This window comes from Syntrophobacterales bacterium (assembly GCA_019429105.1).
Classification (GTDB): domain Bacteria; phylum Desulfobacterota; class Syntrophia; order Syntrophales; family UBA5619; genus DYTH01.
Window position 1 is genome coordinate 1 of the sequence record JAHYJE010000024.1, and the last position, 24,988, is coordinate 24,988.

At 53.1% G+C, this 24,988-nt stretch carries 19 protein-coding genes; 11 read left to right on the forward strand and 8 right to left on the reverse strand.

Features of this window, described 5'->3' with window-relative positions:
* Positions 1–274: 274 nt before the first annotated feature.
* From K0B01_09425 to ppcB, 4 genes are all read right to left on the reverse strand, one after another.
* Positions 275–841, reverse strand: a complete 567-nt coding sequence (locus K0B01_09425) for a UbiX family flavin prenyltransferase (protein MBW6486355.1) — start codon at positions 839–841, stop codon at positions 275–277.
* On the reverse strand, positions 838–1,215 hold the full coding sequence (locus K0B01_09430) for a hypothetical protein (GenBank protein ID MBW6486356.1): 378 nt from the start codon (positions 1,213–1,215) through the stop codon (positions 838–840). Before K0B01_09430 ends, K0B01_09425 begins: the two co-directional genes overlap by 4 nt.
* Positions 1,216–1,226: 11 nt before the next feature.
* Positions 1,227–2,498 carry a Tm-1-like ATP-binding domain-containing protein gene (locus tag K0B01_09435; GenBank protein MBW6486357.1) on the reverse strand — a complete coding sequence of 424 codons (1,272 nt, stop codon included), beginning with the start codon at positions 2,496–2,498 and terminating at the stop codon, positions 1,227–1,229.
* Positions 2,499–2,627: 129 nt separating this feature from the next.
* Positions 2,628–4,031, reverse strand: coding sequence for a phenylphosphate carboxylase subunit beta (ppcB, locus tag K0B01_09440; protein MBW6486358.1), 1,404 nt, complete (start codon positions 4,029–4,031; stop codon positions 2,628–2,630).
* 424 nt (positions 4,032–4,455) lie between these two features.
* Here ppcB and K0B01_09445 point away from each other — a divergent pair, with 424 nt between their 5' ends.
* Entirely contained in the window at positions 4,456–5,424 is a 969-nt protein-coding gene (locus K0B01_09445) for a LysR family transcriptional regulator (protein ID MBW6486359.1), read from the forward strand.
* A gap of 11 nt (positions 5,425–5,435) precedes the next feature.
* Here K0B01_09445 and K0B01_09450 read toward each other — a convergent pair whose 3' ends face one another.
* The 3 genes from K0B01_09450 to K0B01_09460 form a co-directional block, all read right to left on the reverse strand.
* Positions 5,436–6,650, reverse strand: coding sequence for a Tm-1-like ATP-binding domain-containing protein (locus K0B01_09450; protein MBW6486360.1), 1,215 nt, complete (start codon positions 6,648–6,650; stop codon positions 5,436–5,438).
* Positions 6,651–6,683: 33 nt separating this feature from the next.
* A complete protein-coding gene (locus K0B01_09455) occupies positions 6,684–7,766 on the reverse strand; it encodes a PEP/pyruvate-binding domain-containing protein (protein MBW6486361.1) in 1,083 nt (360 codons plus the stop codon).
* 100 nt (positions 7,767–7,866) lie between these two features.
* On the reverse strand, positions 7,867–9,711 hold the full coding sequence (locus tag K0B01_09460) for a PEP-utilizing enzyme, mobile region (protein ID MBW6486362.1): 1,845 nt from the start codon (positions 9,709–9,711) through the stop codon (positions 7,867–7,869).
* 862 nt (positions 9,712–10,573) lie between these two features.
* Here K0B01_09460 and iorA point away from each other — a divergent pair.
* The 7 genes from iorA to K0B01_09495 all read left to right on the forward strand — a co-directional run bounded on the left by iorA (position 10,574) and on the right by K0B01_09495 (position 16,565).
* Complete coding sequence (gene iorA / locus K0B01_09465) at positions 10,574–12,424, forward strand: indolepyruvate ferredoxin oxidoreductase subunit alpha (GenBank protein MBW6486363.1); 1,851 nt, start codon at positions 10,574–10,576, stop codon at positions 12,422–12,424.
* Between the two features lie 2 nt (positions 12,425–12,426).
* Positions 12,427–13,026 (forward strand): indolepyruvate oxidoreductase subunit beta, encoded by a 600-nt coding sequence (locus K0B01_09470; GenBank protein MBW6486364.1) that lies wholly within the window; start codon positions 12,427–12,429, stop codon positions 13,024–13,026.
* Between the two features lie 64 nt (positions 13,027–13,090).
* Positions 13,091–14,689 carry an acyl--CoA ligase gene (locus tag K0B01_09475; GenBank protein MBW6486365.1) on the forward strand — a complete coding sequence of 533 codons (1,599 nt, stop codon included), beginning with the start codon at positions 13,091–13,093 and terminating at the stop codon, positions 14,687–14,689.
* A gap of 109 nt (positions 14,690–14,798) precedes the next feature.
* On the forward strand, positions 14,799–15,290 hold the full coding sequence (locus K0B01_09480) for a hypothetical protein (protein MBW6486366.1): 492 nt from the start codon (positions 14,799–14,801) through the stop codon (positions 15,288–15,290).
* The gene (locus K0B01_09485; GenBank protein ID MBW6486367.1) at positions 15,247–15,702 is read left to right on the forward strand and encodes a hypothetical protein; all 456 of its coding nucleotides are present in this window, start codon (positions 15,247–15,249) and stop codon (positions 15,700–15,702) included. Before K0B01_09480 ends, K0B01_09485 begins: the two co-directional genes overlap by 44 nt.
* Positions 15,703–15,775: 73 nt before the next feature.
* A complete protein-coding gene (locus tag K0B01_09490; protein MBW6486368.1) occupies positions 15,776–16,237 on the forward strand; it encodes a hypothetical protein in 462 nt (153 codons plus the stop codon).
* Positions 16,238–16,370: 133 nt separating this feature from the next.
* Entirely contained in the window at positions 16,371–16,565 is a 195-nt protein-coding gene (locus K0B01_09495) for a hypothetical protein (GenBank protein ID MBW6486369.1), read from the forward strand.
* Between the two features lie 63 nt (positions 16,566–16,628).
* On the opposite strand, the gene K0B01_09500 is transcribed toward K0B01_09495, so the two are convergent.
* The gene (locus K0B01_09500) at positions 16,629–16,787 is read right to left on the reverse strand and encodes a hypothetical protein (GenBank protein MBW6486370.1); all 159 of its coding nucleotides are present in this window, start codon (positions 16,785–16,787) and stop codon (positions 16,629–16,631) included.
* Positions 16,788–17,081: 294 nt separating this feature from the next.
* Here K0B01_09500 and K0B01_09505 point away from each other — a divergent pair, with 294 nt between their 5' ends.
* The 3 genes from K0B01_09505 to K0B01_09515 are packed head-to-tail and all read left to right on the forward strand — an operon-like array spanning position 17,082 to position 24,884.
* Positions 17,082–17,255: a hypothetical protein gene (locus K0B01_09505; GenBank protein ID MBW6486371.1), complete on the forward strand. Its 174-nt coding sequence runs from the start codon at positions 17,082–17,084 to the stop codon at positions 17,253–17,255.
* 37 nt (positions 17,256–17,292) lie between these two features.
* Positions 17,293–20,154: a DEAD/DEAH box helicase gene (locus K0B01_09510; GenBank protein ID MBW6486372.1), complete on the forward strand. Its 2,862-nt coding sequence runs from the start codon at positions 17,293–17,295 to the stop codon at positions 20,152–20,154.
* A complete protein-coding gene (locus K0B01_09515; GenBank protein MBW6486373.1) occupies positions 20,154–24,884 on the forward strand; it encodes a hypothetical protein in 4,731 nt (1,576 codons plus the stop codon). The genes K0B01_09510 and K0B01_09515 overlap by 1 nt, the downstream gene beginning before the upstream one ends.
* The last annotated feature ends 104 nt before the right edge of the window (positions 24,885–24,988 follow it).

Below are 24,988 nucleotides of genomic sequence, written 5' to 3' on the forward strand. Positions count from 1 at the left end.
ATTTGGAGGCATGTTCTGCGTTTGGCCAGACTCCTGACAAGGCTCTTCAAGAGGTTCAAAAAGCCAAAGAGCTTTGGTTGCAGGCTGCCCGGGCTGAGAAAAAACCGATTCCTCCTCCAAAGTACCGGCCGGTTATCTATCAAGCCGCATGCGCCTGAGAATGGTCCGGACGCTCAATATCTATGCCGAACCAGGTGCTTCACCTGACGCCGACAAACTGCTGAGCTTTCGCCGATATCCGGGCGGCGCAGGTGAGCTTCGCGTTCCGCTACCGTTATTCGTCGCGCCCCTGCCATCTCGCAAAGAGGGAGTTGTCTATTTCGAGGATATCGAGGATCTTTCCCAGCGTGTGATTGATTAAATCGTCGATTGTCTTCGGCAGGTGGTAAAATGCGGGGACTGGGGGCAGAAGGATGCCGCCGAGATCGGCGACCCGGGCCATCAGCTCGAGGTGGCCCTTATGCAGCGGGGTTTCCCGGACAACCAGGATTAATTTGCGGCGTTCCTTCAAAATGACGTCGGCGGCGCGGATCACCAAATTGTCGTTAAAGGAATTGGCGATGCCGGACAGAGTCTTGATGGTGCAGGGAACGACGACCATCCCGTCTGTCTTGAAAGAGCCGCTGGAGATCGAGGCGGCCATGTTTTTTTCATCATGAACCTTATAAGCCAGCCGCTCCACATCCTCGACGGCAAAATCCGTTTCGATCAGGATATTCTTTTTCGCCGCCTCGGAAATAACCGCATGCGTTTCAACCTGCGCATCCTTGAGAACCTGCAGGAGCCGTATCCCGTAAATCACCCCGGACGCGCCGGTAATTCCTACTATAATCCGTTTCACCGCTTGGCCGCCTCCCCAATAATCCTTTTCCCAATCGCCGCGCACATCTCAATGACAACAACAATGTCTGCTTGCGACAAGCTGTCCCAATGAATCCCTGCAACAACCGACACCACCCGGTTGAGCTTTCGGGAAAGCTCTTCCGACATGGACTTGGCAATCACATCTTCCTTATGGCCCACAAGGGTAAAAACCGAACTGGTCGAGCCTATCCTGTTGGGGTCGCTGATGCCCGGCCGCGGCTGGGCAATCGCCACGGCGCCGATATGGGCGCGGCCGCCCGTGAGGACAACCAGCACGTCCGCACCCACAAACATCGTGCGCGCAGAAACCTCAAGGGCGCCATGTTTTTCTGAAATATCAAAACTATCCATATTGCTGCCGATTATGCCTCCATATCCCGGATGGCCTGATCCAGGGCGGCAACAACTGCCCGGGCAAACTCAGGCGTATTGAAATGGGTATCTACCTCAATCACCTCTATTTGGGAAGAGAGATTCTTTTTCAGCTCGTCAATGAATGTCTGGTCGGATGCGGGGTCGAATAACGCGCCGCCTGCGACGCTCAGGGACGAAAATCCCCTCTTCGGAATCACAAATTTTACGAGTTTCGGGTTGGGGCACCGGTTGAGCTTTTCGGCAACAGCTTCGGCAATCAGCTTCATTTCTTCCGGGTTTGTTCGGGCCTGCACCCGGATGGAATCCTGAAGCAGCAGCTTTCTTTCCGCCAACTTCCGGGAGACCCAGAGCGGATCCTTTTCGTCCCTTCTTTGGATGGGTCCGCAACTGATCATGTCAAAACCGCACGGAGAGAGGATGTAGGGCTTTCCCTGACGGCAGCCCGCATCTAAGCGATCCGGTCCCGCCGCCCTGTTTCCGCCCAGCAGATATTCGCTGAATCCGCCCGGCACCAAATCGATAAAGGCCTCGAAAAGCCCCTGCCCGACCAGGTCGCCTGCCGCCTTTTCTCCCATCCCGGTTGCGTGGAAGGAGATTATATCGAAATGATCCTCGAGTAATTCACGTACATAGTGGGCGCCCTTGTCGGCAAAGCCAAATTCGGTGATGGCAATCGCCGGTCTTCCTTCCTTCAGACGAGGCTCATACGATTCCACCATGCCGCAGATCGCGCCGGCGCCGTTGATCATCAGGTTTCGCACCAGCGGGTTGAGGCCGACCGTATCAACCACGCTGTGCATGACAGTAATGTCCCGGACGCCGAAAAATTCGGCAAGTTTTTTGGCATAGGCAGGCATGGCCGCCACACTGGAGATCATCAGTTTGGGCAATCCAAATGGCAGCATTTTCATCGCCGAAAGACTAATAAATGTACCCGTCATGCCGCCCACGGCAATAACGCCTTGGAGATCGCCCGCCGCCAGCATCCCCATGAGTTTTTTCCCCAGCGCCGCGGCAACAGTGGAAGTGGCTTTATCCCGCTCCTTGGCCAGCATGCCGGCAATTGCCTCAACCGTTGTTCCACCGAGCCGGGCCAGCTCTTCATTGGCGACATCGGCTTTCAGGGCGGACTTGATGGCCCCGGTGCCGATGCTGATATCGATCAGCGCAATTTTGTGGCCCCTTTTTTCAATGGTTTTCTTGATCAGGGCCAGGCCCGCTTCCCTTTCATCCAGCATGCCGATTACTGCAATAGTCATCTTCCGCCTCCGCTGCAAGTCGTCCGGCCGGGATGGAAAGTGAGGCCGGATGCCAAAAATCAGGCCCCTCGCCGGGGGATATTAGTTCTTCCGAAGGGAGGGGGCATGCGTTTAACTTAACACCATGAACTACGCCAAACCCAACTCCGACCATCGCTCCTTTACCTTTTTGAGGACGTCGGGATCAAGCTCGACCGGGATCGGCTTTTCCTTCCATTCATACGGGATCGTCGCGTCAATGAGCAAGCGCCCCGTGATCCACCGGGCGTCAATCGGCAGCGAGGGGTCAAGCGGCGTCGAGCGGCCGCGCTTGATAACCTGCGAGCGGTTGGGCTGGAAGCGGAAAGCCAATGCATAAAGGACCCTGGGGATGTCCCAGGGATCGATATCGTCATCGACCACAATGACGGTTTTAAGACCATAGGCGCCCATTTCCGTAGAGATGGCCGCCGTGGCAACCTGATCGGCATGTCCGGGGTACATCTGCTTGACGGAGATTATAGCTATGAACCTCCCCGCGGCTTCCGGAGGGCAGTAAACGGCCTTGAGACCGGGAATCCTCATGGCTACGAGCTGCTGCCACAGAGTGGCCCCGTATGTCAAGGACAGGGTCATGTGGGTATCGGTTACAGCCTTGCCGACGGTAGTTCCCCAGAAAATGGGATTGTTCCGGTGGGTAATGCAGTTGACCTTGATAAAATTACGGGGGTCTGTTCCCACCCCGGAATAATAGCCGGTATATTCGCCGAAAGGCCCTTCTTCCATAAACGCCTCGGGATCCACCTCGCCCTCGACAACGATTTCCGCATGCGCGGGGATAGGCAAATCAACCGTTTCGCCCTTGATAACCTCCACCGGCTCCTCGCGCAAGGCGCCGGCCAAATCATATTCGGAATCGAATGCCGACAAACGGGCCCCGCCCATCAGAAAGAGCAGCGGATCGCTCCCAATGATCGAGGCAACCGGCATGGATTGTTTTCTCGCCGCATACTTTTTCAGCATGATGTCCGCATGCTTGCCTTTGATAAACTGGACGCCCAGGTGATTCTTGTTGAGAAGCTGCGCCCGGTATGTCCCGAGGTTGACCCACCCCGTATCCGGGTCTTTAGAAACAATATAGTGGGCTGTGCCGTAATAGCGGCCGCCATCCAGCGGATAAAACTTGGGAACCGGGAACTTGAACAGATCAATATCATCGCCCTTGAGGATATTCTCTTTACAGGGCGCCTTATCCACCCACCTGGGGGGGATCTTGATTCCCCCTTTTTCCACCCATTTCCGCATCAGATCGACCAAGGTCGAGCCGATAGGCATTCCCATGACCAGGGACAAGCGCTCGGTCGTGCCAAAGGCGCTCATCAGAACCGGGGTATTGTAACCTTTGACGTTTTCAAAAAGGAGCGCCGGGCCGCCCTGCTCTTCGTTGACCTTCGCGATCGTCGAAAGCTCCAGATTCCAATCAACCTCGGCTGTAATCCGCTTCAAGATTCCTTCTTTTTCGCATAACGCTATAAAATCTCTCATGTCTTTCATCGCAATCAATACCTCCTTTGAATGGGTTCAATCTGCCAATATGCGCACAAAACCTCTTGTCGCCGGGACCGACATCATTAATTCGGGTGCAAATAATCGTTACAGAAAAGCATACATTGGTGTTGATCTTTGCCGCTTATTCAGTTTTTTCCATGTGGCTGACAGATTACCGATTTAAAAAAAATTGTCAATTTCGATTTTTTTATGCTATCCATAAGCATAAATTATAAATAAGGAGCCAATTGCAAAACTATTTGTCATTCCCGAAAGCGGAGCTTAATGTACACAATGCTTCTATCGGGAATACGGTTTTTCAAGCAGTTAGAACCAGATTATGAACATTAAACTTCGTTTTCCCGCTTAAAATCATTGCGGGAATGACAGAATTGGGAGTTTTGCAATTGGCTCTAAGGACTGATCAATTATGCTTAATTTTAATCAGCTCCGGGTATTCTATCACGCTGCCAGAACTTTGAGTTTTACCCTCGCGGCCAAGGAACTTTTTATTACCCAGCCGGCCGTGACTGCCCAGGTAAAATCCCTTGAAGACTGTTGCGGCATAAAATTATTCAAGAGAAAAGGCCGGGGGCTGTGCCTGACCGATGAAGGAAAAACCCTTTATGTGTGCGCCCTCCGGGTTTTCGAGTATGAAAAGGAGATTGAAAATGTCATCCAGGACATGCGGCAATTAAAGAGGGGCGTCCTGAGGGTGGGGGCGTCAAAGGCATACACTCTATATGCCATGCCCTTTCTTATCCATGCCTTTCATCTGCAGCACCCCCTGATCAAGATCAATGTAAACGAAGGGAACTCAACCGATCTTATCCAGAGCCTGCACGACCTGCAGATCGAAGTTGGTTTGATTGCCACGCCTGAAAACAGAACTGATCTGACATTAATCCCCTTTGCCCGTGAAGAAATAATGCTCATCATGGCCCCCGACCACCATCTGGCGAAAAAAGAATGCATAACCCTGAACGACATCAGCCAGGAGCCAATAATCATGAAGCATGGCGGTTCCGGCACAAGGCGCGTGCTCGACAGGTTTTTCTCTGAACATCAATTCAGTCCCAATATTCTTATGGAGACAAGCAATGATGGGCTAATAATCGAGATGGTAAAAAGGGGCGAAGGGATTTCTTTTTTGGTAAAACCCTTGCTCGCCGCGGAACTTGAGAATGGCCAAATTGTTACAGCCCCGATAGGCGGTACCAAACTTTGGATGAATATCAGCATTGCCTATCTCCGAGACCAATCCCTTTCCAAGGCGGCTCAGGCGTTCATCGACATGCTGGTTGACATGACCCCCGCGAACACGGCATCCACTGATATCACCGATATTATGAGCAGACTCCGCGCGCAGCCAAGATATTATCCAACAACCAGGGATTAACTCACAGAAGCTCAGATGCGGACGGACTGCTGAACCATGCCGTGCATTACTTCCGCCGCCTGCCTGCCAAAGGAGGGATCGTTAATATGGCGGTCAGACTCAATCAAGCTGATATCGGAACGCAGCCCCTGCCTGATTGCGCCCACAAAGGATTGGCTGACCTCGGGATCCCATAAGGGGCAGGCTTCGCCGTCAGCTTCGGACCAGCCTCGACTGGGAATAAGCACCTTGACTAAAGACTTGCCGGCATTCAGTTTTTCGATCAGTTGGGCGGCTATCTGCCCGGTCTCCTGATAGTCCAAGCGAATTGCGGAACGAAAATCGTAAAAAAACAGCTTCCGCCCGGCAAATTCAGCGGGGATCGTCTCGCGGGTAAACTCGAAGACCGCGCAATCCAACCCCCCGGGAATCACCAGGCGCGGGATGCCTTTACCATTGTTTGACATCAGCCTGTTCGGTTTGATTCCCTTGCAGTATCCGCCCATCAGCTCGTCGGCCAGCTCGTGCGTGGCGAGATCCAGGATACCCGCAAAGCAGCCCTCGGCGGCCAGCTCTTCCATTGCCGTTCCACCTGTGCCATTGGCATGAAACGGGATAACCTCATATCCCTGCGACTCCAGATGACCCCGGATATTCTCGGCGGCACGCGTGACAAATCCAAAAAAAGACATGGCAATGCGAGGCTTTGCACAAGCGGGGCGCCACGTCCTTGCGGCCATCCCGCAGACGGCGCCGGCTGCCATATCCAGAATCATGCCCGAAATGCTGTTGACGCCCAAAATATCCACCACGCTGTGAATCATCGTGATGTCCTTGGTGCCGACAGTCTTCGCCATATCGCGGGATGCCACGGTAGAAACCATCACCTTGGGGACTCCTATGGGGAGCTGACGCATCAGGGCAGTGCTGATATACGTTCCGGTGCCTCCGCCGGCCGATATCAGTCCGCAAATGCGTCCCTGAGAGTGCAGCTTGCTGATTAGCGGCCCGGCATGGTCAATGACCAGTTCAATTGCCTCATCCCGGCTGATATTTTTTCGCGGATTCGGGGCGATAACGTCCGCGTACAGGTCATAGTCGGCCTTAAAGGACGACGGCCCCTTTGTCCCCAGGTGGACCATTGCTGTTTTAAAACCCCGCCCTTGAATGGCGTCCCTCAGAAACAGATGTTCTTCCGCCTTGGAATCAAATGTTCCGATGACGGCAATTACCCGCTCCTCTTCCATCGCCTCTCCTGATCAAATACCCTTGTTAAAGCTCTAAATGCCTACATTATTAACTTTAGTCGGGGTGACAGCCTTTTCCAGCAGCAACTCCAACCCGGTCTTTTTACCAAGCACGGAACCCCTCTTTTTCTTGCCCCACACGCTCTCCGGACGAGCCTGCACCAGAAAGATATTATCCGGGAAGGGAAGGCTTCTCGAGATAGACCACTCTGTATCCTGGGGGCAGCCGAAATGCGCTTCAACCCTTTTGGCTATCCTCGTAAGCTCGATAACTTCTCTATCTTCCAAACACTGAGCCTTCCTTTGCTCCAGAGGCAGCTCCGCATATTCCATTTCTCTGGTCTCCGGGTTATAGACAAATTCACTTCCCTTATCGGAAATTATCTTTTCTTCAATCTCCAAACTAACTTTATCAACCAGATACCTGTCAGGCGTTACATTCCCGGAAACCACAGCTTCGCCGAAACCGAAGCTCCCCTCTATCGCTACCTTCAATACATCGCCATTAACAGGGTTGATCGTAAACATAACCCCTGCCGCCTTTGCATCAACCATTGTCAATACCGCCACTCCTATCGGGTCATAATGCAACGGCAAATTGAGCCTTGCCCTTGCTATTATGGAGCGTGCATTGAACGTGCTCGACCAGACGCGCACCACATTGGCAACAACATCATCTGCCCCGCTTACATTCAAATATGTCTCATACTGACCGGGATGGCTTGCCGGCCCTGCAGAACGGGTAGCTACATATATATTTTCACATCCCGCAATTTTGCACAATTCCCCGTAGTAGCTTTTTACGGTCTCCTCCATATCAGGAGGCATTTTTATCCCTTCCACAATTTCCCTTATATCCTGGGCCGCCTTTTCGTATTTCAGGGTCTCGGCCAAATCGTTGGGATCGGCCTTAAAGTCCTCTAAATACTTCAATACAAGTTTTGAGGCGTCCGTCTCTTTCATAAACCTGCTGTACGCGTCCACGCTCAGAGCATAGCCAGGAGGGACGTTAAACCCCGCCCTCGTCAACTCTCCCAGGTTGGCGCATTTTTTACCAATAATATCGTTGTGGTCCTGGCAAACATCTTTTAGCCAGTAACTCCATTTTTCCGCCATCTTAATTCCCCCTTTATTTTGTTGAGTACAGTAGGGAAGTGCGGCCGCACGGCGACCGCACTTCCGGGTTGTTTTGATTTCAGGGCGCAAGCCCCTTTAATTATCCGCAAGCCCTTTTCACGATTGTGACAATCCCATTGCCGCCATCAACCCTTAGTATGTCGCCTGTCTTGATTATCGAGGTTGCAACTCCAGTGCCCGTGACAGAGGGCAAGCCATACTCGCGCGAGACTATGGAAGCGTGACAGGTAAGTCCGCCAATGTCGGTCACGGCAGCCTTTATCTTTGTAAAGACCGGCGCCCATGATGGATTGGTGGATGGACAAACCAGAATCTCGCCGGGTTTGAGTTCGACAATATTTTGAGAAAGTTTGATTACCCGGGCCGGTCCTTCAACAACCCCTGACGATGATGCAAATCCTTTTATTTCGTTTGCCGATAAATCAGCGCCTTTGAGCCACTCTTCCACCTTGTCGCTGGTTATGCCCCAAAGCATTACGGTAAATGGCTCCGACACCTCTTCCGGCGGCACTCCCAGTCCGGGAACAGGCGCCCATTCTCTTGCAGCGGCAAGTATCTTTTCTCTCTTTTCTGCCTTCTCCATCCAGTATTTGCTTCTCGTAGGGGCGCCCACGCCCAATGCCCAGGCGGTCACCATATCCTCCAGCAGCATTGGCACTTCAAATCTATTGAAGAGAAAGATATCGTCCGTCTTCTTCAATACATTATACTTTACCAGCAGATTTCCAAACTTCCTTACCTTATCGAACCATATCGTATGGAACCAGTTCTCTACCCAGAAGATGTGGTTTTCGGTGAACTGATATATTGTTCTGACCGCATTATAGGCATCTTCAAAGGACTTCCTGTCATCCTCAGCCATTATGAGCTTTTTGTACTCTTCAACAAGGCCTTCCCTCTCTTTTTCGATGGCCTTAAGCGACCGCTCGATCTTTTCCCCTTTCTCAAGCCTTTCAACGTAGCTCTGCATATAGCTGAACGGCACATCCGGCTTGTTTACCCAACTGCCTTCATAGTGAAACCAGCCGCTTGCACAGGATACAAAGAACCATGGATCCTTTATCTTCTCAAGCTCCTCCAGCCAGGCCCGGCCCTCCTGCGTGCCCTGCAATTCTTTCATCTTCTCGTCAGCCGATATATTCTTTTTAAGAATGTCGCCAACCGGCCGCTGCGCCACAGCCAATCTGCTCAATCTGCACAACTCTTCATCCGGACGGAACATGGCTGCATCAACGCCGGCAACCATTTTCATAACCGCGCCGTCTTTTATACCCGGGAATAATTTTTTGGCCGTATCCACAAACATCAGGTAGGCAAGGTAAGCGAGGTTCAGATACTCAAAGTGGTATTGCCACCCTAAAAATATCTGATTTACCAATGTATTGAACGCCGCCATCACTTCATACGCCGGGGTATATCCCTTTGTCACAGGGAAAATATCCTCATCCGGCACATACTTGGGCAGTTCTTCCGGCACCTTGACATTTTGCATATCCCTTCCGAGAGTCTGGAACTTCTCAAGCCATTTTTGCCATAACATATCGTAATTCTGCAGGACGTAGGGCAGCCTTTTCCCGAAAACCTCCGCCTTTTCTCCAATAACCTCGGGCGGCGGCGGTTCAACAGCCGATATATACATATAGCAGCCTAACATCCGCTGCTGCACCCCCTGGGCAGGAGGAATGCAGAAAACCCTCGTGGTATATTGGGAAAGAGAAATCTGCCATGCCTCATTGAAGATATCATCGAGCGGATACAGCGCTTCCGGATCATGGATCTTATCCTGATACCAGAAATGCCGCTTCTCCCAATCATCCCTATCCTTGCTGAATAAACGATGCGGCGGGTACATTTCCTCCCAACCTGCCATTGCCGGCGGGAACTTTACCTCTTCTGCATAAGGAAACTTTTTTTCTTCTGCCATAATAAACCCCTCCTTTTTATAAAAAATCGTTCCGGTCTCCTGAATTACACGCTACGCGGCCAGCATAATTGCCCCGTCTTCCCCCTCCTTCCCCGACTAATGGTCAGATAATTGTAATTTCCAATCATCAACATGCTGAAATGCTTATTCAACATCATCCATTGCGAAAAGGCCACGCATGCTTTATGACCCGTAAATGGCATCCGCGGAAAATCATCTTCTGTTGTTGTAAAGTGGCAGTTCTTGAGATGTGAGGATATCCCTCTATGGCCGGGCTTATATTATAGGGAAAATCCCCTTGTCAACGCTATTATTTTTATAATATCCATAAGATAAACTTATGAAATATGCACACCCGAACTGGACTTCCGGCAGGCCGTAACAGTTGCGCTGATATGCGTCTGCAAATTCCCGTCATCGGGCTCAGTGGGAGTCAACATCCTGAACGAAAAAAGCTCTTGACAAGGAGGAAAAATTTATCCATAAGTTTCGGCGTTGAGCTTATCCATGGCTATAAAATGATCATGCATTCAGCACCTACCAGGGAGAAAGCATTAGCGATTTCATCTGAGAACGCACCTCTCCACTTACCCGGAATTTACGGGAAATTGTTCACTGAATTATGCATGTTCTCATCATTCGTTGTCCAATATTGAAAATGTCATTAGTAATCAAGCGAAGCGACAGGAAAAGACAACCTATGTCAGAGCGGGGCTAAAGATGCAGGTCTAATCAATGCCATACAGTAGATAGCGGGCATGAATTTATCGTCCCCCTTGAACCTCAAATCATGGCGGCTTATGGAGCGGCCATCATAGCTGAAGAGAACGTTGCTTAAAATATAAAAAAGGAGAAAGCTAACATGAACGAGTTATTGCTGGATAGTCCAGGGGAAAAAATGCTGATGCTCGGCAATGAAGCCATTGTCCGGGGCGCAATCGAGGCGGGCGCGGCGGTTGCAACCTGCTACCCCGGAACCCCCTCTTCGGAGATCGGGGACACCTTTTTCAAAATCCAGAAGGAGTCCGGCATCTATTTCGAATACGCCATCAACGAAATGGTCGCCCTGGAGGTTGCCGCTGCGGCGGCCATCGCAGGGGTACGGGCGATGTGCAGCATGAAGCATGTCGGCGTGAATGTTGCCGCCGATTTTCTGATGTCGCTTGCCTACGAGGGGGTGAAGGGCGGCTTTGTCCTTGTCTCGGCAGACGACCCCTCCATGTTTTCCAGCCAAAACGAACAGGATAACCGCATGTACGGCAAGTTCTCCGGCCTGCCGGTTCTGGAGCCGTCCTCAATTGCCGAAGCCAAAGAGATGGCCCGCTATGCCTTTGATCTTTCCGAAATGCTTAAGGAACCGGTTATCCTGAGAACCACCACGCGCATTAACCATTCCACCGGGGTTATTTCGCTGGGGCCGATCGCCGGGAAAAATTCCCAGGGCTCTTTTCCGAAGGAACCCTTGCGAAACACTCTCATTCCGAGTGTTTCGACGAAATTGCACAAGCTCCTGCTCGCCAATTGGGAAAAGGCCGCCGGGGAATCCGACCAATCCCCGTACAACTTTGTTTCCGGCGAGGGCAAGTTGGGGATAATCACCAGCGGCGTAAGCTTCAATTATGTGAGCGACGCCCTGCAGGATCTCGCGCTGACATCACGCGTAAGCGTCCTGCGCATCGGTTTTTCCCATCCGCTGCCGGACAGGCTGATCAAGGATTTTATCGCCAAATGTGAGAAAATTCTGGTCGTTGAAGAGCTGGAACCCTATCTGGAAGAGGGGGTGAAGGTTAAAGCCCAGGAAATCGGCAGCGTCATCCCGATCAAAGGCAAGGGCGACGGTCTTTTTTCCCGGGCCTATGAATTCAGCCCCAGCATGGTGCGCAAGGTTATCGCTTCCTACTTTGGGGTAACGTGCCCGACGAAGGAGGCGGTAAACATCGACATCCCCAATATTCCCCAGCGGCCCCCCAACCTGTGCGCCGGCTGCCCCCATCGGGCAACCTATGCCGCAATGCGTCAGGCCTGCGGAGACGAACCGATTTACACAAACGATATCGGCTGTTACACGCTGGGGGTGCTTCCCCCCCTAAGCATGTCGGATTTGTCCGTCTGTATGGGGGCCAGCATCGGCATGGGCTCCGGCATGGGTACGGCAACGGGCAGAAAGGTCGTCTCCTTTATCGGGGACTCCACCTTCTTTCATGCGGGAATCCCGGGGCTGATAAACGCCCTGCATAACGGCCACAACCAGACGGTGGTCATCATGGACAACGGGACAACCTCGATGACCGGCTTTCAGCCTGATCCCGGCACAGCCATGGAAAATATGGGCTTCAACAACCTGAGCGTCTCGATCGAAGCCTTGGTGAACGGCATCGGGGTCAAGCATGTGACCGTCGTCAAACCGTTCAAGTTCAAAAAGACGGTGGAGCAAATCAAGGAGGCCATCGCCTTCCCGGGGCTTTCCGTAATCATTTCCCGCGAAATATGCCCCATGTACGAAAAGACCTTCAAAAAACAGGAAAAACGGTCATACTTTGTTGACCACAGCAAGTGCAAGAATCATCGGGTTTGCCTCAATACGCTGGCCTGCCCGGCTTTCTATCTGGAAGGGGAGCAGGTGGAAATTGATGAAGCAAGCTGCATCGGCTGTACGCTCTGCGTTCAGGTCTGCCCGGAAAATGCCATAAGACTCAAGAAGATAGGAGAATAATAATGGATATGATAAGAATTGTCATTGTTGCCGTGGGCGGCCAGGGGAACCTCCTTGCCTCTCACCTGTTGGGAGAAGCGGCCCTGGCGCACGAGGTGCCTGTGCAGATCAGCGAAATTCACGGGATGGCGCAAAGGGGCGGGGTTGTAGAATCCTCCATCCTGCTGGGCAAGGCGCAAAGCAATATAATCTCCCCGGGCGAAGCGGATATCCTCGTTGGCTTTGAACCGCTGGAAACCCTCAGAGCCATTGGAAAATGCAATAAAGATTCCATAGTCCTTTCCAACACCGCTCCTTTGCCCCCCTTCACCGTGGCAATCGGCATGGGCGTCTATCCGCCGGTTGAGGAAACGATGAACCTGATCGGGGCGCAGGTTAGGAAAAACATCGCCTTCGACGCCTCGAGTCTGGCTCGCCAGGCGGGAACCTTATTGAGTCTTAACATGGTGATGCTGGGCGCTCTGGCCGGAACCGGGCTAATCCCCATCTCGGCGGACATGCTGAAACAGACGATCAGCGAAAAAACAAAGAAGGCCTTTCTGGAAATGAACATAAAGGCCTTTGACCTGGGATATGCCGTAAGCGCCGGCGCTGTTCATTAACGACATATTATAAAATGCCGAGGCGGGCCTCACGCCCGCCTCTACTGATAAGGGAGGAACGACATTGAATCTTGCAACGTTTTCAGGATTGAACGCGAGTAAATTTCCGGAAAGAGAATTCATTATCGAGAGTTACCCTTCCCGGAATTTCCGGAGAAGCTTCACCTGGCGGCAGTACAACGGGCATGCCAACCGGATTGCCAATTACCTGCTGAAAAACTGCGGCATTAAAAAAGGCGACATCGTCCTGCACCTGATGATGAACTCGATAGAATGGCACGCAAGCTACATCGGGGTATTAAAGACAGGAACGACGGTGACCCCTTTGAACTTCCGCTTCGCGAGCGGCGATATCAAGTATGCCGCCGACGTCGCCAAATGCAAGGTCTTCATCTTCGATGAGGTTTTCCTGCCGAAAATTCAACCCATCATGAAGGAAATGGACTACTGCAAATATTTCATCTGCCTCGGCGACAACGTCCCCCCGGGGATGATCTCCTATCGGGAGATAGCGGAAAAGGGCGACAGCACGGAGATTTGCGTGGAGACGGCCGACGACGACATGGCGGAGCTGATGTTTACCTCCGGCACCACCGGGGCGCCGAAGCCGGTCTCCCATACCCATAAAAGCCTTTTCTTTACAGGGATAGGCAACGGCCTTTCCTTAAACGACGGATATTACAGCATTTATCTTACGCCTCATCCTTTCTACCACAGCGGTTCGCTCTTCCATTCCTTTCCCTCTTACATCGCCGCCGGCAAGATCCTGATGCCGATGGAGTTTAAACCGGAGTATTACATAAGAACCCTGGCTGAGGAGAAATGCACGGGGGGATTCAATACCGTTCCCACCTGGTCGGACCTGATTAATGCCATCAAGGCGGGAAAGATTGACCTCAAGGATTATGATCTTTCGGCATTGAAACATATAGAGCTGGGCGCCCAGCCGGTGCCCCACGTGCTTCTGGAAGATTCCAAGCGAATATTCCCCAAGATCAAGTTTGGCATTACCTATGGGATCACCGAAGGGGGCGGAGGGTTCACTGCCCTCTGCCAGGACGAGCATCTTTTGGAGAAGCCGGGCTCTATCGGCAAGGCTACCGCCTTTATGGAGATCAGAATCGTTGACAGCAACGACAAGGAGGTTTTGCCGGGGGTAATCGGCGAACTGCTCCTCAAGGGGCCCCGACTGATGAAGGAATACGCCTTCAACCCCGAGATGACGGCCAAGACCATTGTTGACGGCTGGCTCCATACCGGCGATCTGGCCTACAAGGACGAGGAGGGGTTCATTTTCTTTGCCGACCGGGCCAAGGATCTCATCATCCGGGGGGGGGAAAACATCTTTCCCGTCGAGATCGAGGATTTTCTGAGAAGGCATCCGAAGGTGCGGGACGTGGCAGTGATGGGCTTCCCCCATGTCCGGCTCGTGGAAATTGTCTTTGCCGTAATCGAGGCCAAGGAAGGCGAAACGCTGAACGAAGGCGAGATCCTCGATTTCTGCAAAAAGAGTGATTTTGCGAAATACAAATGGCCGGAAAAAATCATCTTTGCCCCTGTTCCCCGCAACCCCTCGGGCAAGATTGAAAAACCCAAACTACGGGATTTTTACGTAAAACCGGCAAAAGAGGCGTTGGCGGCGGAATATAAAAAAAGGACTTGAATTTCGGGAATCTGCATTTTTTGATGTAATTGCGCAATGCTCTGGGCGGACATGGCGAGCACAAGCTGTTAGCTTGAGGGGACAGCTTGGTTTTGAGGAATTTCAGCCCATGAAAAAATATTTTTTAATTGGGTTCGCTTTAATTATCGTCTCAGGGATTGCGGATGCTTCCGCACGGGTACTTCCCCGGATGATTATCTCTGTTGAAAATACGGATGACCACTTTCAAAGCGTTGCCGTCAAGAGTTTTGCCGATGAATTAAAGGAAAAACTTGCCGGACGGATTGATGTTCAATTTTTTTCCAACGCCCGTCTCTTCAGGGATAAAGATGTTGTCCAGGCCTTGGCTCAGGAAAAGCTTGAGATGGCTGTGCCCGGAACCTGGAATGTCACTCAATTCGAACCGAATGTCGGAGTTTTTTTGCTTTCGGTTTTCTATGGCAGACCGGCCGAGGCCAATTACAGGGTTCTGGAAAGCGCTGTCGGAAAAAGCATCAACCGGGAGCTGGAAAACCATCTCCCGATAAAGGTGCTGGGCCGGTGGCTTGATCTTGGCCATGCCCATATTTTCGGAATCAACAAGAAAATTTCCAAACACTGAGGATATTGAAGGTCTCCGGGTGAGGGTGGCTGGCGGCGCCGCCAATGAATTGAGGATAAAGGCATTGGGCGGAAAGCCGCTGATTGTGCCATGGCCGGATCTTCCCGAATATATGGAGCGAGGCCGGGTGGATGCGGTATTGACCAGTTATGAAACGATCCAGAGCGCCCGGCTCTGGGAACGGGGGATCAAGTTCGCGTTTGAAGACAATGAATATTTTCCCCAATATATACCCATGATCCGTTTATCTTTCTGGAACAAATTATCACCGGCTCTCCAACAAATTGTAACAGAAACATGGGAGAAGCACATCGGCGCGTCCCGCAAACAGGCAGCGGAAGCCCAAATCAGGGCTAAAGGCCTGCTTGTCCAAAATGGTGTTGAAGTTGCCATCTTTCGAAGAACACCGTGATTCCTGGGTGGATTTTTCTATCGGCGCTGTCTTTGCCGCCAATAAGGAGGCAAAAATTCTGATAAGTCAGCGGGTGGAAAATCAGGATGCCGAATTTGCCGGCGTTCTGGCGGCTTTTTTGGACCCAATTGTTTTCTATAATCAGTACGCCGACTATCTCAATATCGATGTTGATGCGATTGCGCTGTTCGACATGCAAGGAACGACCATTACAAGCTGGATCAACCACAATAATGTTTCACAAAAATTCCTCGGGACAGACATTCGCACCATCCCGCTCTTCTCGGCGTTAAGGCAAAACGTTGCAAGCGGCGGTGGGCGTAGAACCCACGAAGACGCCGAGACGATTATTTCTACGTTTCAATTATCCGGATTTCCTTTTCAAATTGCCGTTTCGTACAGCAAAAAAAAATGTCCTCCAAAAATGGCGTCGGGAAACAATCCGCTACCTTATGATAATTGGCGCAACCATTTTCATAGTGATATTCACGATCGCCTTAAGCTTTCAGCAAAGAAAACGGCGACGAAAGGCTGAGTTAGAGATTGTCCAATATCATGAGCGCCTGGAAGAAACCGTTGGAAAACGGACTCAGGAACTATCGGAAACAAATAAAGCGCTGCAGCAAACAAAAGATGAACTCAACAAAGCGCTTATTGAAGTCAAAACATTGAGCGGCATGCTGCCGATCTGCTCCTACTGCAAAAAAATCAGGGATGACAAGGGCTATTGGAACCAGCTCGAAGCTTACATTCATGATCACTCGGAGGCTCAATTCAGCCACGGCATCTGTCCGGAATGCGCCCGAAAATACTTCCCGGAGATTTACGGCAAGGACAAAGACCATTCCGGAGACAGTGCGTAGAACTCCGAGATTGCCGCTCCCTGGCGGCAATCCCCGGACAACTTGAAAATATTTAAAAGTAGCTTATTTCCTTAAATCCATGTCTGATTTCAGATCGACGGGATCGTCGTCGAGGACGATTACGTGGGCGGATTTGCGCCCGATGACAACCGGGATGATCGTTTTGTTGCGACCGGCAAACTCGCGCAGGCCAAAATAGCGGTCGGTCGGGAAAGAAAACACCGCACCAAGCTCAGCAAAGGCTGTGCCGAGCCACAGGGCAGAGGGAAGGGCCGACGCCGTCCCTAGCCGAACGCGGAAGGGAAAGATGCAGGCGGCGTGACCGGGCTGGAGCAGAGGACTTTGTCATGTTCGCCCGTCAACTCCCTGCCCTTTTGGGGTTTGGCGCTGCCGCGTGGCAGGTCGAGCTTCAAGAAAATACTGAACCATTAACGCCTACGCATAACGGGGTTAAACGAATATTTACAAAAAATATTTCAGAAGTGCTTGAATCGCCATGGGAAAAGTTGTACAAGAATGCGCGAAATTTGTGGGTGCGCCTTCAAGGAAGAGGAAGGCAGACAGCAAAAACCCGTCGAGATTCCGGGGAAACTCTTTCACAAATCCACAAGCGTAGTATATCCGGCGGTTCTGTGTCCCGCCTGCAAGAAAGATTACGGCATACTCAGCCGGATGGGTCTTGGCACATAACGTTTCTTGTCAGTTCTCAGGGGGAATAAAATCATTAATGAATATTCCTGTTCTCGCCCCCGGCGCACGGGTTCTGATCAGAGACGCCGAATGGCTTGTCCGCAAGGTGGATCGCACAGCCAACGGCAGTCAGGCTGTATCTGTGGTTGGGCTCTCCCAGATCGTCAAGGACCGGGAGGCCATTTTCCTGGAGGAGATCGACCGGATCGAACCCCTCAATCCCGCCGATACGGATCTCGTCGCCGACACCTCCAGCTATTACCGCGATTCTCTCCTCTTCATGGAAAGCCTGCTCCGGCAGACCCCTCCAACCGATGAGTATCTCTACATCGGCCATCGGGGCGCCATGGATATCGTCCCCTATCAACTCGATCCGGCCATCCAGGCCCTGAAGCAGCCCCGGCAGCGCATCCTGATCGCCGACGCCGTCGGCCTCGGCAAGACCATCGAGGCGGGCATCCTCCTGTCCGAGCTAATCCGTCGTGGAAAGGGAAAGCGCATCCTGGTCCTCACGGTAAAAAGCATGCTCACCCAGTTTCAGAAGGAACTCTGGAGCCGCTTCACCATTCCCCTTACGCGCCTCGATTCAGTCGGCCTTCAGCGGGTCCGTTCCCGCATCCCGACGAACCACAACCCCTTTTACTACTTTGATCGGGCGATCATCTCCATAGATACCCTCAAGCAGGACGCCGAATATCGAACTTACCTGGAAAAATGCTACTGGGATGTGATCGTTATCGACGAGGCCCACAACGTGGCCGCCCGGGGAACCGATTCCGCCTCCCTTTCCATGCGCTATCGCCTGGCGAACCTCCTGAAGCACCGATCGGACGCCCTGATCATGCTCTCGGCCACGCCCCATGACGGCAAGCCCCGGGCTTTCGCGAGCCTGATGAACATGCTCAACCCGACAGCTATCGCCGATCCGGAAGACTACGGCCCCGAGGATATCAAGGGACTCTTCATCCGCCGCTTCAAAAAAGACATCAAGGACCAGGTCGCCAAATCCTTCAAGGAGAGGAAGATCGCCGTGGCAAAGTGCCAGGCGTCTCCTGCGGAAGAAAAAGCCTTCGACGTTTTTACCCAGATGACCTTTACCCGTCTGGACCAGCGGCATACGGCCGGCAAGCTCTTCAAGACCACCCTGGAAAAGGCCCTCTTTTCCAGCCCGGCGGCCTGCCTCCAGACCATTGAAAACCGGATCTCGCACCTGCAAAAGGAAGACGGAGACAATGCGGTCAAGGATATCCAGGCGTTGCAAACCTTGGCCGAGGCACTTCAGCCCGTGGGGCCGAAAAACTTCAGCAAATATCAGAAGCTCCTCTCCGTCATCCGGGATCCCTTTCACGGTTTTGACTGGACCGGGAGAGATACCAAGGACCGTCTGGTGATCTTCACCGAACGGATCGATACCCTGGGTTTTCTCGCCGAACATCTGCCCGGCGATCTGGGTCTCAAAGAGGACCAAATTGCCATCCTGCATGGCAGCCTTTCCGACGTAGATCAACAGCAGATCGTCGAGGACTTCGGCCGCGAGGAGGCGCCTGTCCGGCTTCTCCTCGCTTCGGATGTGGCCTCCGAGGGGATTAACCTCCATTTTCTCTGCCATCGGATGATCCATTTCGACATCCCCTGGTCCTTCATGTGTTTTCAGCAACGCAACGGCCGGATCGACCGATACGGCCAGGAGCGGGAGCCCTGGATAGTCTATCTGATGACGGAAAGCGTCAGCGAGAAGATCAAGGGAGACAACCGCATCCTGGAACTGCTGATCACGAAAGACGAGCAGGCCGTAAAGAACATCGGCGATCCCTCGGCCCTGATGGGCGTCTATGACATGGAAGAGGAAGAGCGGATCACCGCCGCCGCAATCGAGGCGGGGGCCGGCGCAGCCGACTTCGAGAACCTCCTGCAGAAGGCGCCCAAGGACCCCCTCGGCCTGCTTATGGGAAACGAGATCATCCCAACGGGCGAAGGAGCGCCAAGTGCCCAGAAGCAAATGCCCTCGTTCTTTGCGGACGATTTTTCCTTCTTCCGCGAGGCGCTCGAATACCTGAAGAGCTTTCAGCCCCTGCAAATGGTCTTTGATGTCCCCGCCCGGACGGTCAACTTCGCCCTCCCCCTGAACCTGAAGCATGAGTTGGAGCAGCGGTTCCGCTTCCTTCCACCGGAGATCTGGCCGGAAAGCGGGGAGTTCATCCTTTCTGCCGACCGCAATCAGATCATGGATGAGATTCGCCGGACCCGCAAGAAGGAGGCGACCTGGCCGAAGATGCATCTCCTCTGGGACCTTCATCCCCTGATGCGCTGGCTCAACGACAAACTCCTGGCTGTCTTTGGCCGCCATCAGGCCCCCGTCCTGACCCTGCCGGGGAAACTGGAAGCGAGGGAAGTCCTCTTTATCCTCTCCGGGATCATCCCCAACCGGAAAAGCCAGCCCCTGATCGCCTCCTGGATCGGGGTCCGTTTTCTGGGCGGCCGGTTTGACGCCGTCGTTGATTTCCCGGCCATCCTGGTGCGGACAGGACTGGACGGTGAGAAAGTTCCCAACCAAGGCAAACTGTTCGACAAAGAGGCCCTCAAAAAGATGCTCCCCGAGGCCATTGTCAAGGCCGGGGAATGGATGCACCAGCGGCGCAAAGAGTTTGAAACCATGACGGATGCCAAGCTCAACGCTCAGATGGCCGAATTGGATCGCCTCAAACAGAAGCGGTATCGGCAATTGGAGTTTGAGTTCGCCAAGGCGGCGCCGACCACCCGCGCCCAGGAGCGCAAGGAGCGGGACCAGCGAGAGATCGACCGCATCTTTGCTGAATACCTGTCGTGGATCGAAAATTCCATCCTTACAGAGGATGTCCCCTATATCCGGGTGGTCGCCGTGCTGAAAGGAGAGGCGTGATGGCCCTCGATCTCACCGGCATCGCGAACGAAAACGAATTCTACACCCACCATTACCTGACGGTTCTGCTGGAAAACGACCTCAAGGGGCTCTTTACCGCCTGGGAGGAGCGAGAGACAAGGGAGGGTGTCAAACCGCCCCAGGATCAACTTGCCCGTCACAATAGGAATTATTTCACCCTTCGCAAGACGATGGAACGGCTCCGTACAATAGAGGAGATCCTTCCCTGTCAGCGGGAGTTCTTCCCCACCCTTCTGGAGAGCCTGGGTTATACCTACGAACCGGCCCTTAAAGAATTGGATTCGGGCGCCCTCTTCCCCGTCATTGGCGAAATCCGCAAGAAGGACGGCGCGCCGGAACTCTGGATCGTCGAGGCGGCCGCCCCCCTGTCGGATGACCCCGACCCGCTGGACCTGCCCCTGACGGCAGCCCACTACGGGGAGGCAGACGCAGCCCAGATGCTCTTGGAGATCCCCCTTTCGGACCTCATGACAAAACAGGTCTTTACCCAGACGGAGCCGCCCCGCTGGGTCCTCATCTTGAGCATTTCCCACATCATCCTTCTTGACCGGAGCAAGTGGAACGAGAGGCGCTACCTCCGCTTCGACCTGCCGGAGATTCTGGGTCGGCGGGCGCCATCCACCCTGAAGGCGACAGCGGCCCTCCTCCATCGGCAGAGTATCTGCCCGGAAGACGGCATCAGCCTCCTCGATACCCTGGATGAGAATTCCCACAAGCACGCCTTCGCCGTCTCCGAGGACCTCAAGTATTCTGCCCGGGAGGCCGTGGAACTCCTCGGCAATGAGGCCATCTTCTACATCCGGCAGAAGCGCAAGGAGGGCGTCTTCGGGGACCGAGGCGGCGAAGCCCTGGACGCGGATAAGCTGACGCGGGAGTGCCTGCGCTACCTCTACCGGCTCCTGTTTCTCTTCTACATCGAGGCCCGGCCGGAGCTGGGCTACGCCCCCATGAATAGCGAGGAGTACCGCACCGGCTACAGCCTCGATGCCCTGCGGGACCTGGAATTGAATCTCCTTTCGGAGGAATCGTCGCGGGAGGGCTATTTCATCAATGACTCACTCCAGACCCTCTTTCCCCTCATCTTCGAAGGGTTCAATTACGAACGGACGACAGCCGTTCTCACCTTCGAGGAACAGCGCCCCGTATTCCGTCTCTACCCTCTGAATTGCCATCTCTTCGATCCGGCCCGGACCCCGCTTCTCAACGGCGTAAAATTCCGCAACGGCATCCTCCAGAAGGTAATCGAGCTTCTCTCCCTCTCCCGCGCCGGGAATGGCCGACATCGTCGTGGCCGCATCAGCTACGCCCAACTCGGGATCAACCAGCTCGGAGCCGTTTACGAGGGGCTCCTCTCCTACACCGGCTTTTTTGCCGAAACGGATCTCTATGAAGTCAAAAAGGCGGGAACAGAGGTCAACGAGCTGGAGGCCGCCTTTTTCGTCAATGCCGAAGATTTCCCGCAGTATGAGGAGTCCGAGCGGGTTTACAACACCGATGGGACGCATCGGATCTATCCCCGCGGGACATTCATTTACCGCTTGGCGGGCCGGAATCGGGAGAAGACCGCCTCCTACTACACCCCTGAGGTCCTCACCCGCTGCCTTGTCAAATACGCCCTGAAGGAACTCCTCAAGGACAAGACGGCGGACGACATCCTGAAGCTGACCGTCTGCGAGCTGGCCATGGGGAGCGCCGCCTTCCTCAACGAGGCAATCAACCAGTTGGCCGATGCCTATCTGGAGAGAAAACAGAAGGAAACGGGTGAAACGATCGGCCATGACGACTACGGCCGGGAGAAGCAGAAGGTCAAGGCCTTCCTGGCCGACAACAACGTCTTCGGCGTGGACCTGAACCCCGTGGCAGTGGAACTGGCCGAGGTTTCCCTCTGGCTCAACGCCATTTATGTGGGCCAGGACGGCGAAACACCCATTATCCCCTGGTTCGGGAACCAACTCGTCTGTGGCAACTCCCTTGTCGGCGCCCGGCGCCAGGTCTTTGATGCCGAACTCCTGGAAGAAAACCGCAAGGGAAAGGAAACCTGGCTGGATGTCGTCCCGGATCGGGTCCCACTGGGCAAGCCCCGGCCGCCGAAATCGGTTTACCATTTTCTCCTGCCCGATGCGGGCATGGCCAACTACACCGACCGGGTCGTCCGTGGAATGGCCAGGAAGGAAACGGAGACGATCAAGGCCTGGCGAAAGGATTTCATCCGGCCGTTTAATGCCGGCGAGATCGAGACCTTGCAGCGGCTCTCCGACGCCGTGGACAAACTCTGGCACCGGCATGTGGCACAATCCGCCCAGATCCGTTTCCAAACCAGGTCCGCTTATAAATTCTTCGGCTATGACGATGAAAATATCTACAAGCAGTCCCTGACGACGAAACAGAAAGATGACCTCTTCAACCGGGAGCTTCTTTCGGAGAATATCGCCAACTCCAGCCCCTTCCGCCGTCTCAAGCTCGTCATGGACTACTGGTGCGCCCTCTGGTTCTGGCCGATCCAGGAAGCGGAAAAGCTCCCTTCCAGGGACGAGTTCCTCATGGATCTGACCCTGATCCTCGAAGGGTCGGTCTATGAAACCGTTCCAGCCGCGGGAGAGCAGTTGTCGCTTCTTCCCGACAACCGCCCAACGCAGCAGGACTTGGCTCTGACGAACGAATTCGGCCATGTGAACGTTGATTCCCTTTGCCAAAACATTGAGCGACTCGCTCTGGTCCGTGCCCTGGCAGATAAACATAATTTCCATCATTGGGAACTCGTCTTCGCCGACATTTTCGCCGATCACGGCGGCTTCGATCTCAATGTCGGAAACCCGCCGTGGATCAAGATCGAATGGAATGAAGGAGGGCTTCTTGGCGATTACGATCCGCTGTTCGTCATTCGGAACACCTCAGCACCCCAAATGGCCAACCTGAGGGAGAAGGCCATTGAGAAGCGGAGCATCCGCGGCGAATACCTCAATGAATATATAGGATTTCAAGGGACACAAAACTTCCTGAATGCCTATCAGAATTATCCGGTCTTGAAAGGGACGCAATCAAACCTCTACAAGTGTTTCCTTCCCCAAGCCTGGATGATCGGAACAAGTCAGGGTGTATCAGGATTTCTGCATCCTGAGGGGGTCTATGATGATCCCAATGGGGGAAAGTTGCGAGAGGAGATCTACCGTCGTCTCCAGTATCATTTCCAGTTTGTCAATGTGAAAAAACTTTTTTCAGAGATTCTTCATTGGGTTACATATTCAATCAACGTATACAGGAAGCGGGTTGACAGGATTTCTTTCTCCACCATGTCCAATTTGTTCGTCCCTCAAACCATAGATGCATCCTTTCTGAATACGGGAACAGGGAAAGCAGCTGGAATCAAGGGTGATGCTGGGAGTTGGAACACTACCGGACATAAAGATAGGATTATTTCTGTTGATGAAACGGCTCTGCAGCAATTCGCCGAATTATACGACGAACATGGCACACCTATCCTACATGCTCGCCTTCCTGCCCTGCATACCCGACAGATCGCCGACGTATTGAAAAAATTTTCGGCCCAAGAACAACGCCTTGGAGATCTGAGAAGTGAATATTTTTCAACAGTTATGTTTGATGAAACTAACGCTCCAAAGCTTGGTACGATTATAAGAGCAACCCAGTTTGCAGACACGCCGGGAAACTGGATACTCTCCGGTCCACATTTCTATGTGGCTAATCCTTTTTATAAAACGCCAAATGCGGTATGTGATAAGCATCATGAATATGAATGCATTGATCTGTCAGAACTCCCCGACGATTACCTGCCCAGGACCAATTATGTGCCCGCCTGCGATCCCGCAGCATATCGGGAGAAGACACCAAAGGTCACTTGGGATCAGTACCATTCGGCCACAGATTATTATCGGGTGGTTTATCGTAGTATGCTGTCGCAATCAGGCGAAAGAACGCTGGTCAGCGCAATCATTCCCCCAGGGACTGCGCATATAAATGGCGCACAGACTGCAGCATTCAAAGATATTTCTGCCCTTCTAACAAGCGCTTTCATAGCAACCTCTTTAGTCAGTGACTTTTACATTAAGTCCACCGGAAGGAGCAATCTGCACCATATTTGGGAGAACCTTCCACTCTTTGATATAATGCCCTCTGGTAAAATACGAATTCTCTTACTTAACTGCCTAACCAATCATTACACCGGTCTCTGGAAAGAATGCTGGAACGAGGCCTTCCGTCAGGAGTGCTGGACAAAGAGCGATCCCCGCCTCGACAAGGAGAAATTCGCCAAACTGACCCTGAAATGGCAACGCAACTGTGCCCTCCGGATGGATTATGAACGGCGGCAGGCCCTCGTGGAGATTGACGTCTTAGCGGCAATGGCCCTCGGCCTCACCCTGGACGAACTCTGCACGATCTACCGGATCCAGTTCCCCGTCCTGCGGCAGAACGAGAACGACACCTGGTACGAACAAAACGGCCGGATCGTTTTCACGTGCAGCAAGGGCCTCCCCGGTGTCGGTTTCTCACGTGCGGAGTGGAACGAGATCAAAGATGTCGCATCGGGAACCATCACCCGGACCATAGTGGACGACACCCTCCCCGGCGGTCCCCGGGAGCGCACCATCACCTATGCCGCCCCCTTCGACCGCTGCGACCGTGAAGCCGACTACGCTACCGCCTGGGCAGCCTTTGAAAAGCTGGGGATGGGAGCTAATCGGTCAAAATGAATCGTCACTGATTGATCATTCCAGGCCGGCGCCGATGCCGGAAAGATTAATACCGAGTTTGTCAAAATGAATCGTCACTGATTGATCATTCCAGGGGCTTTACG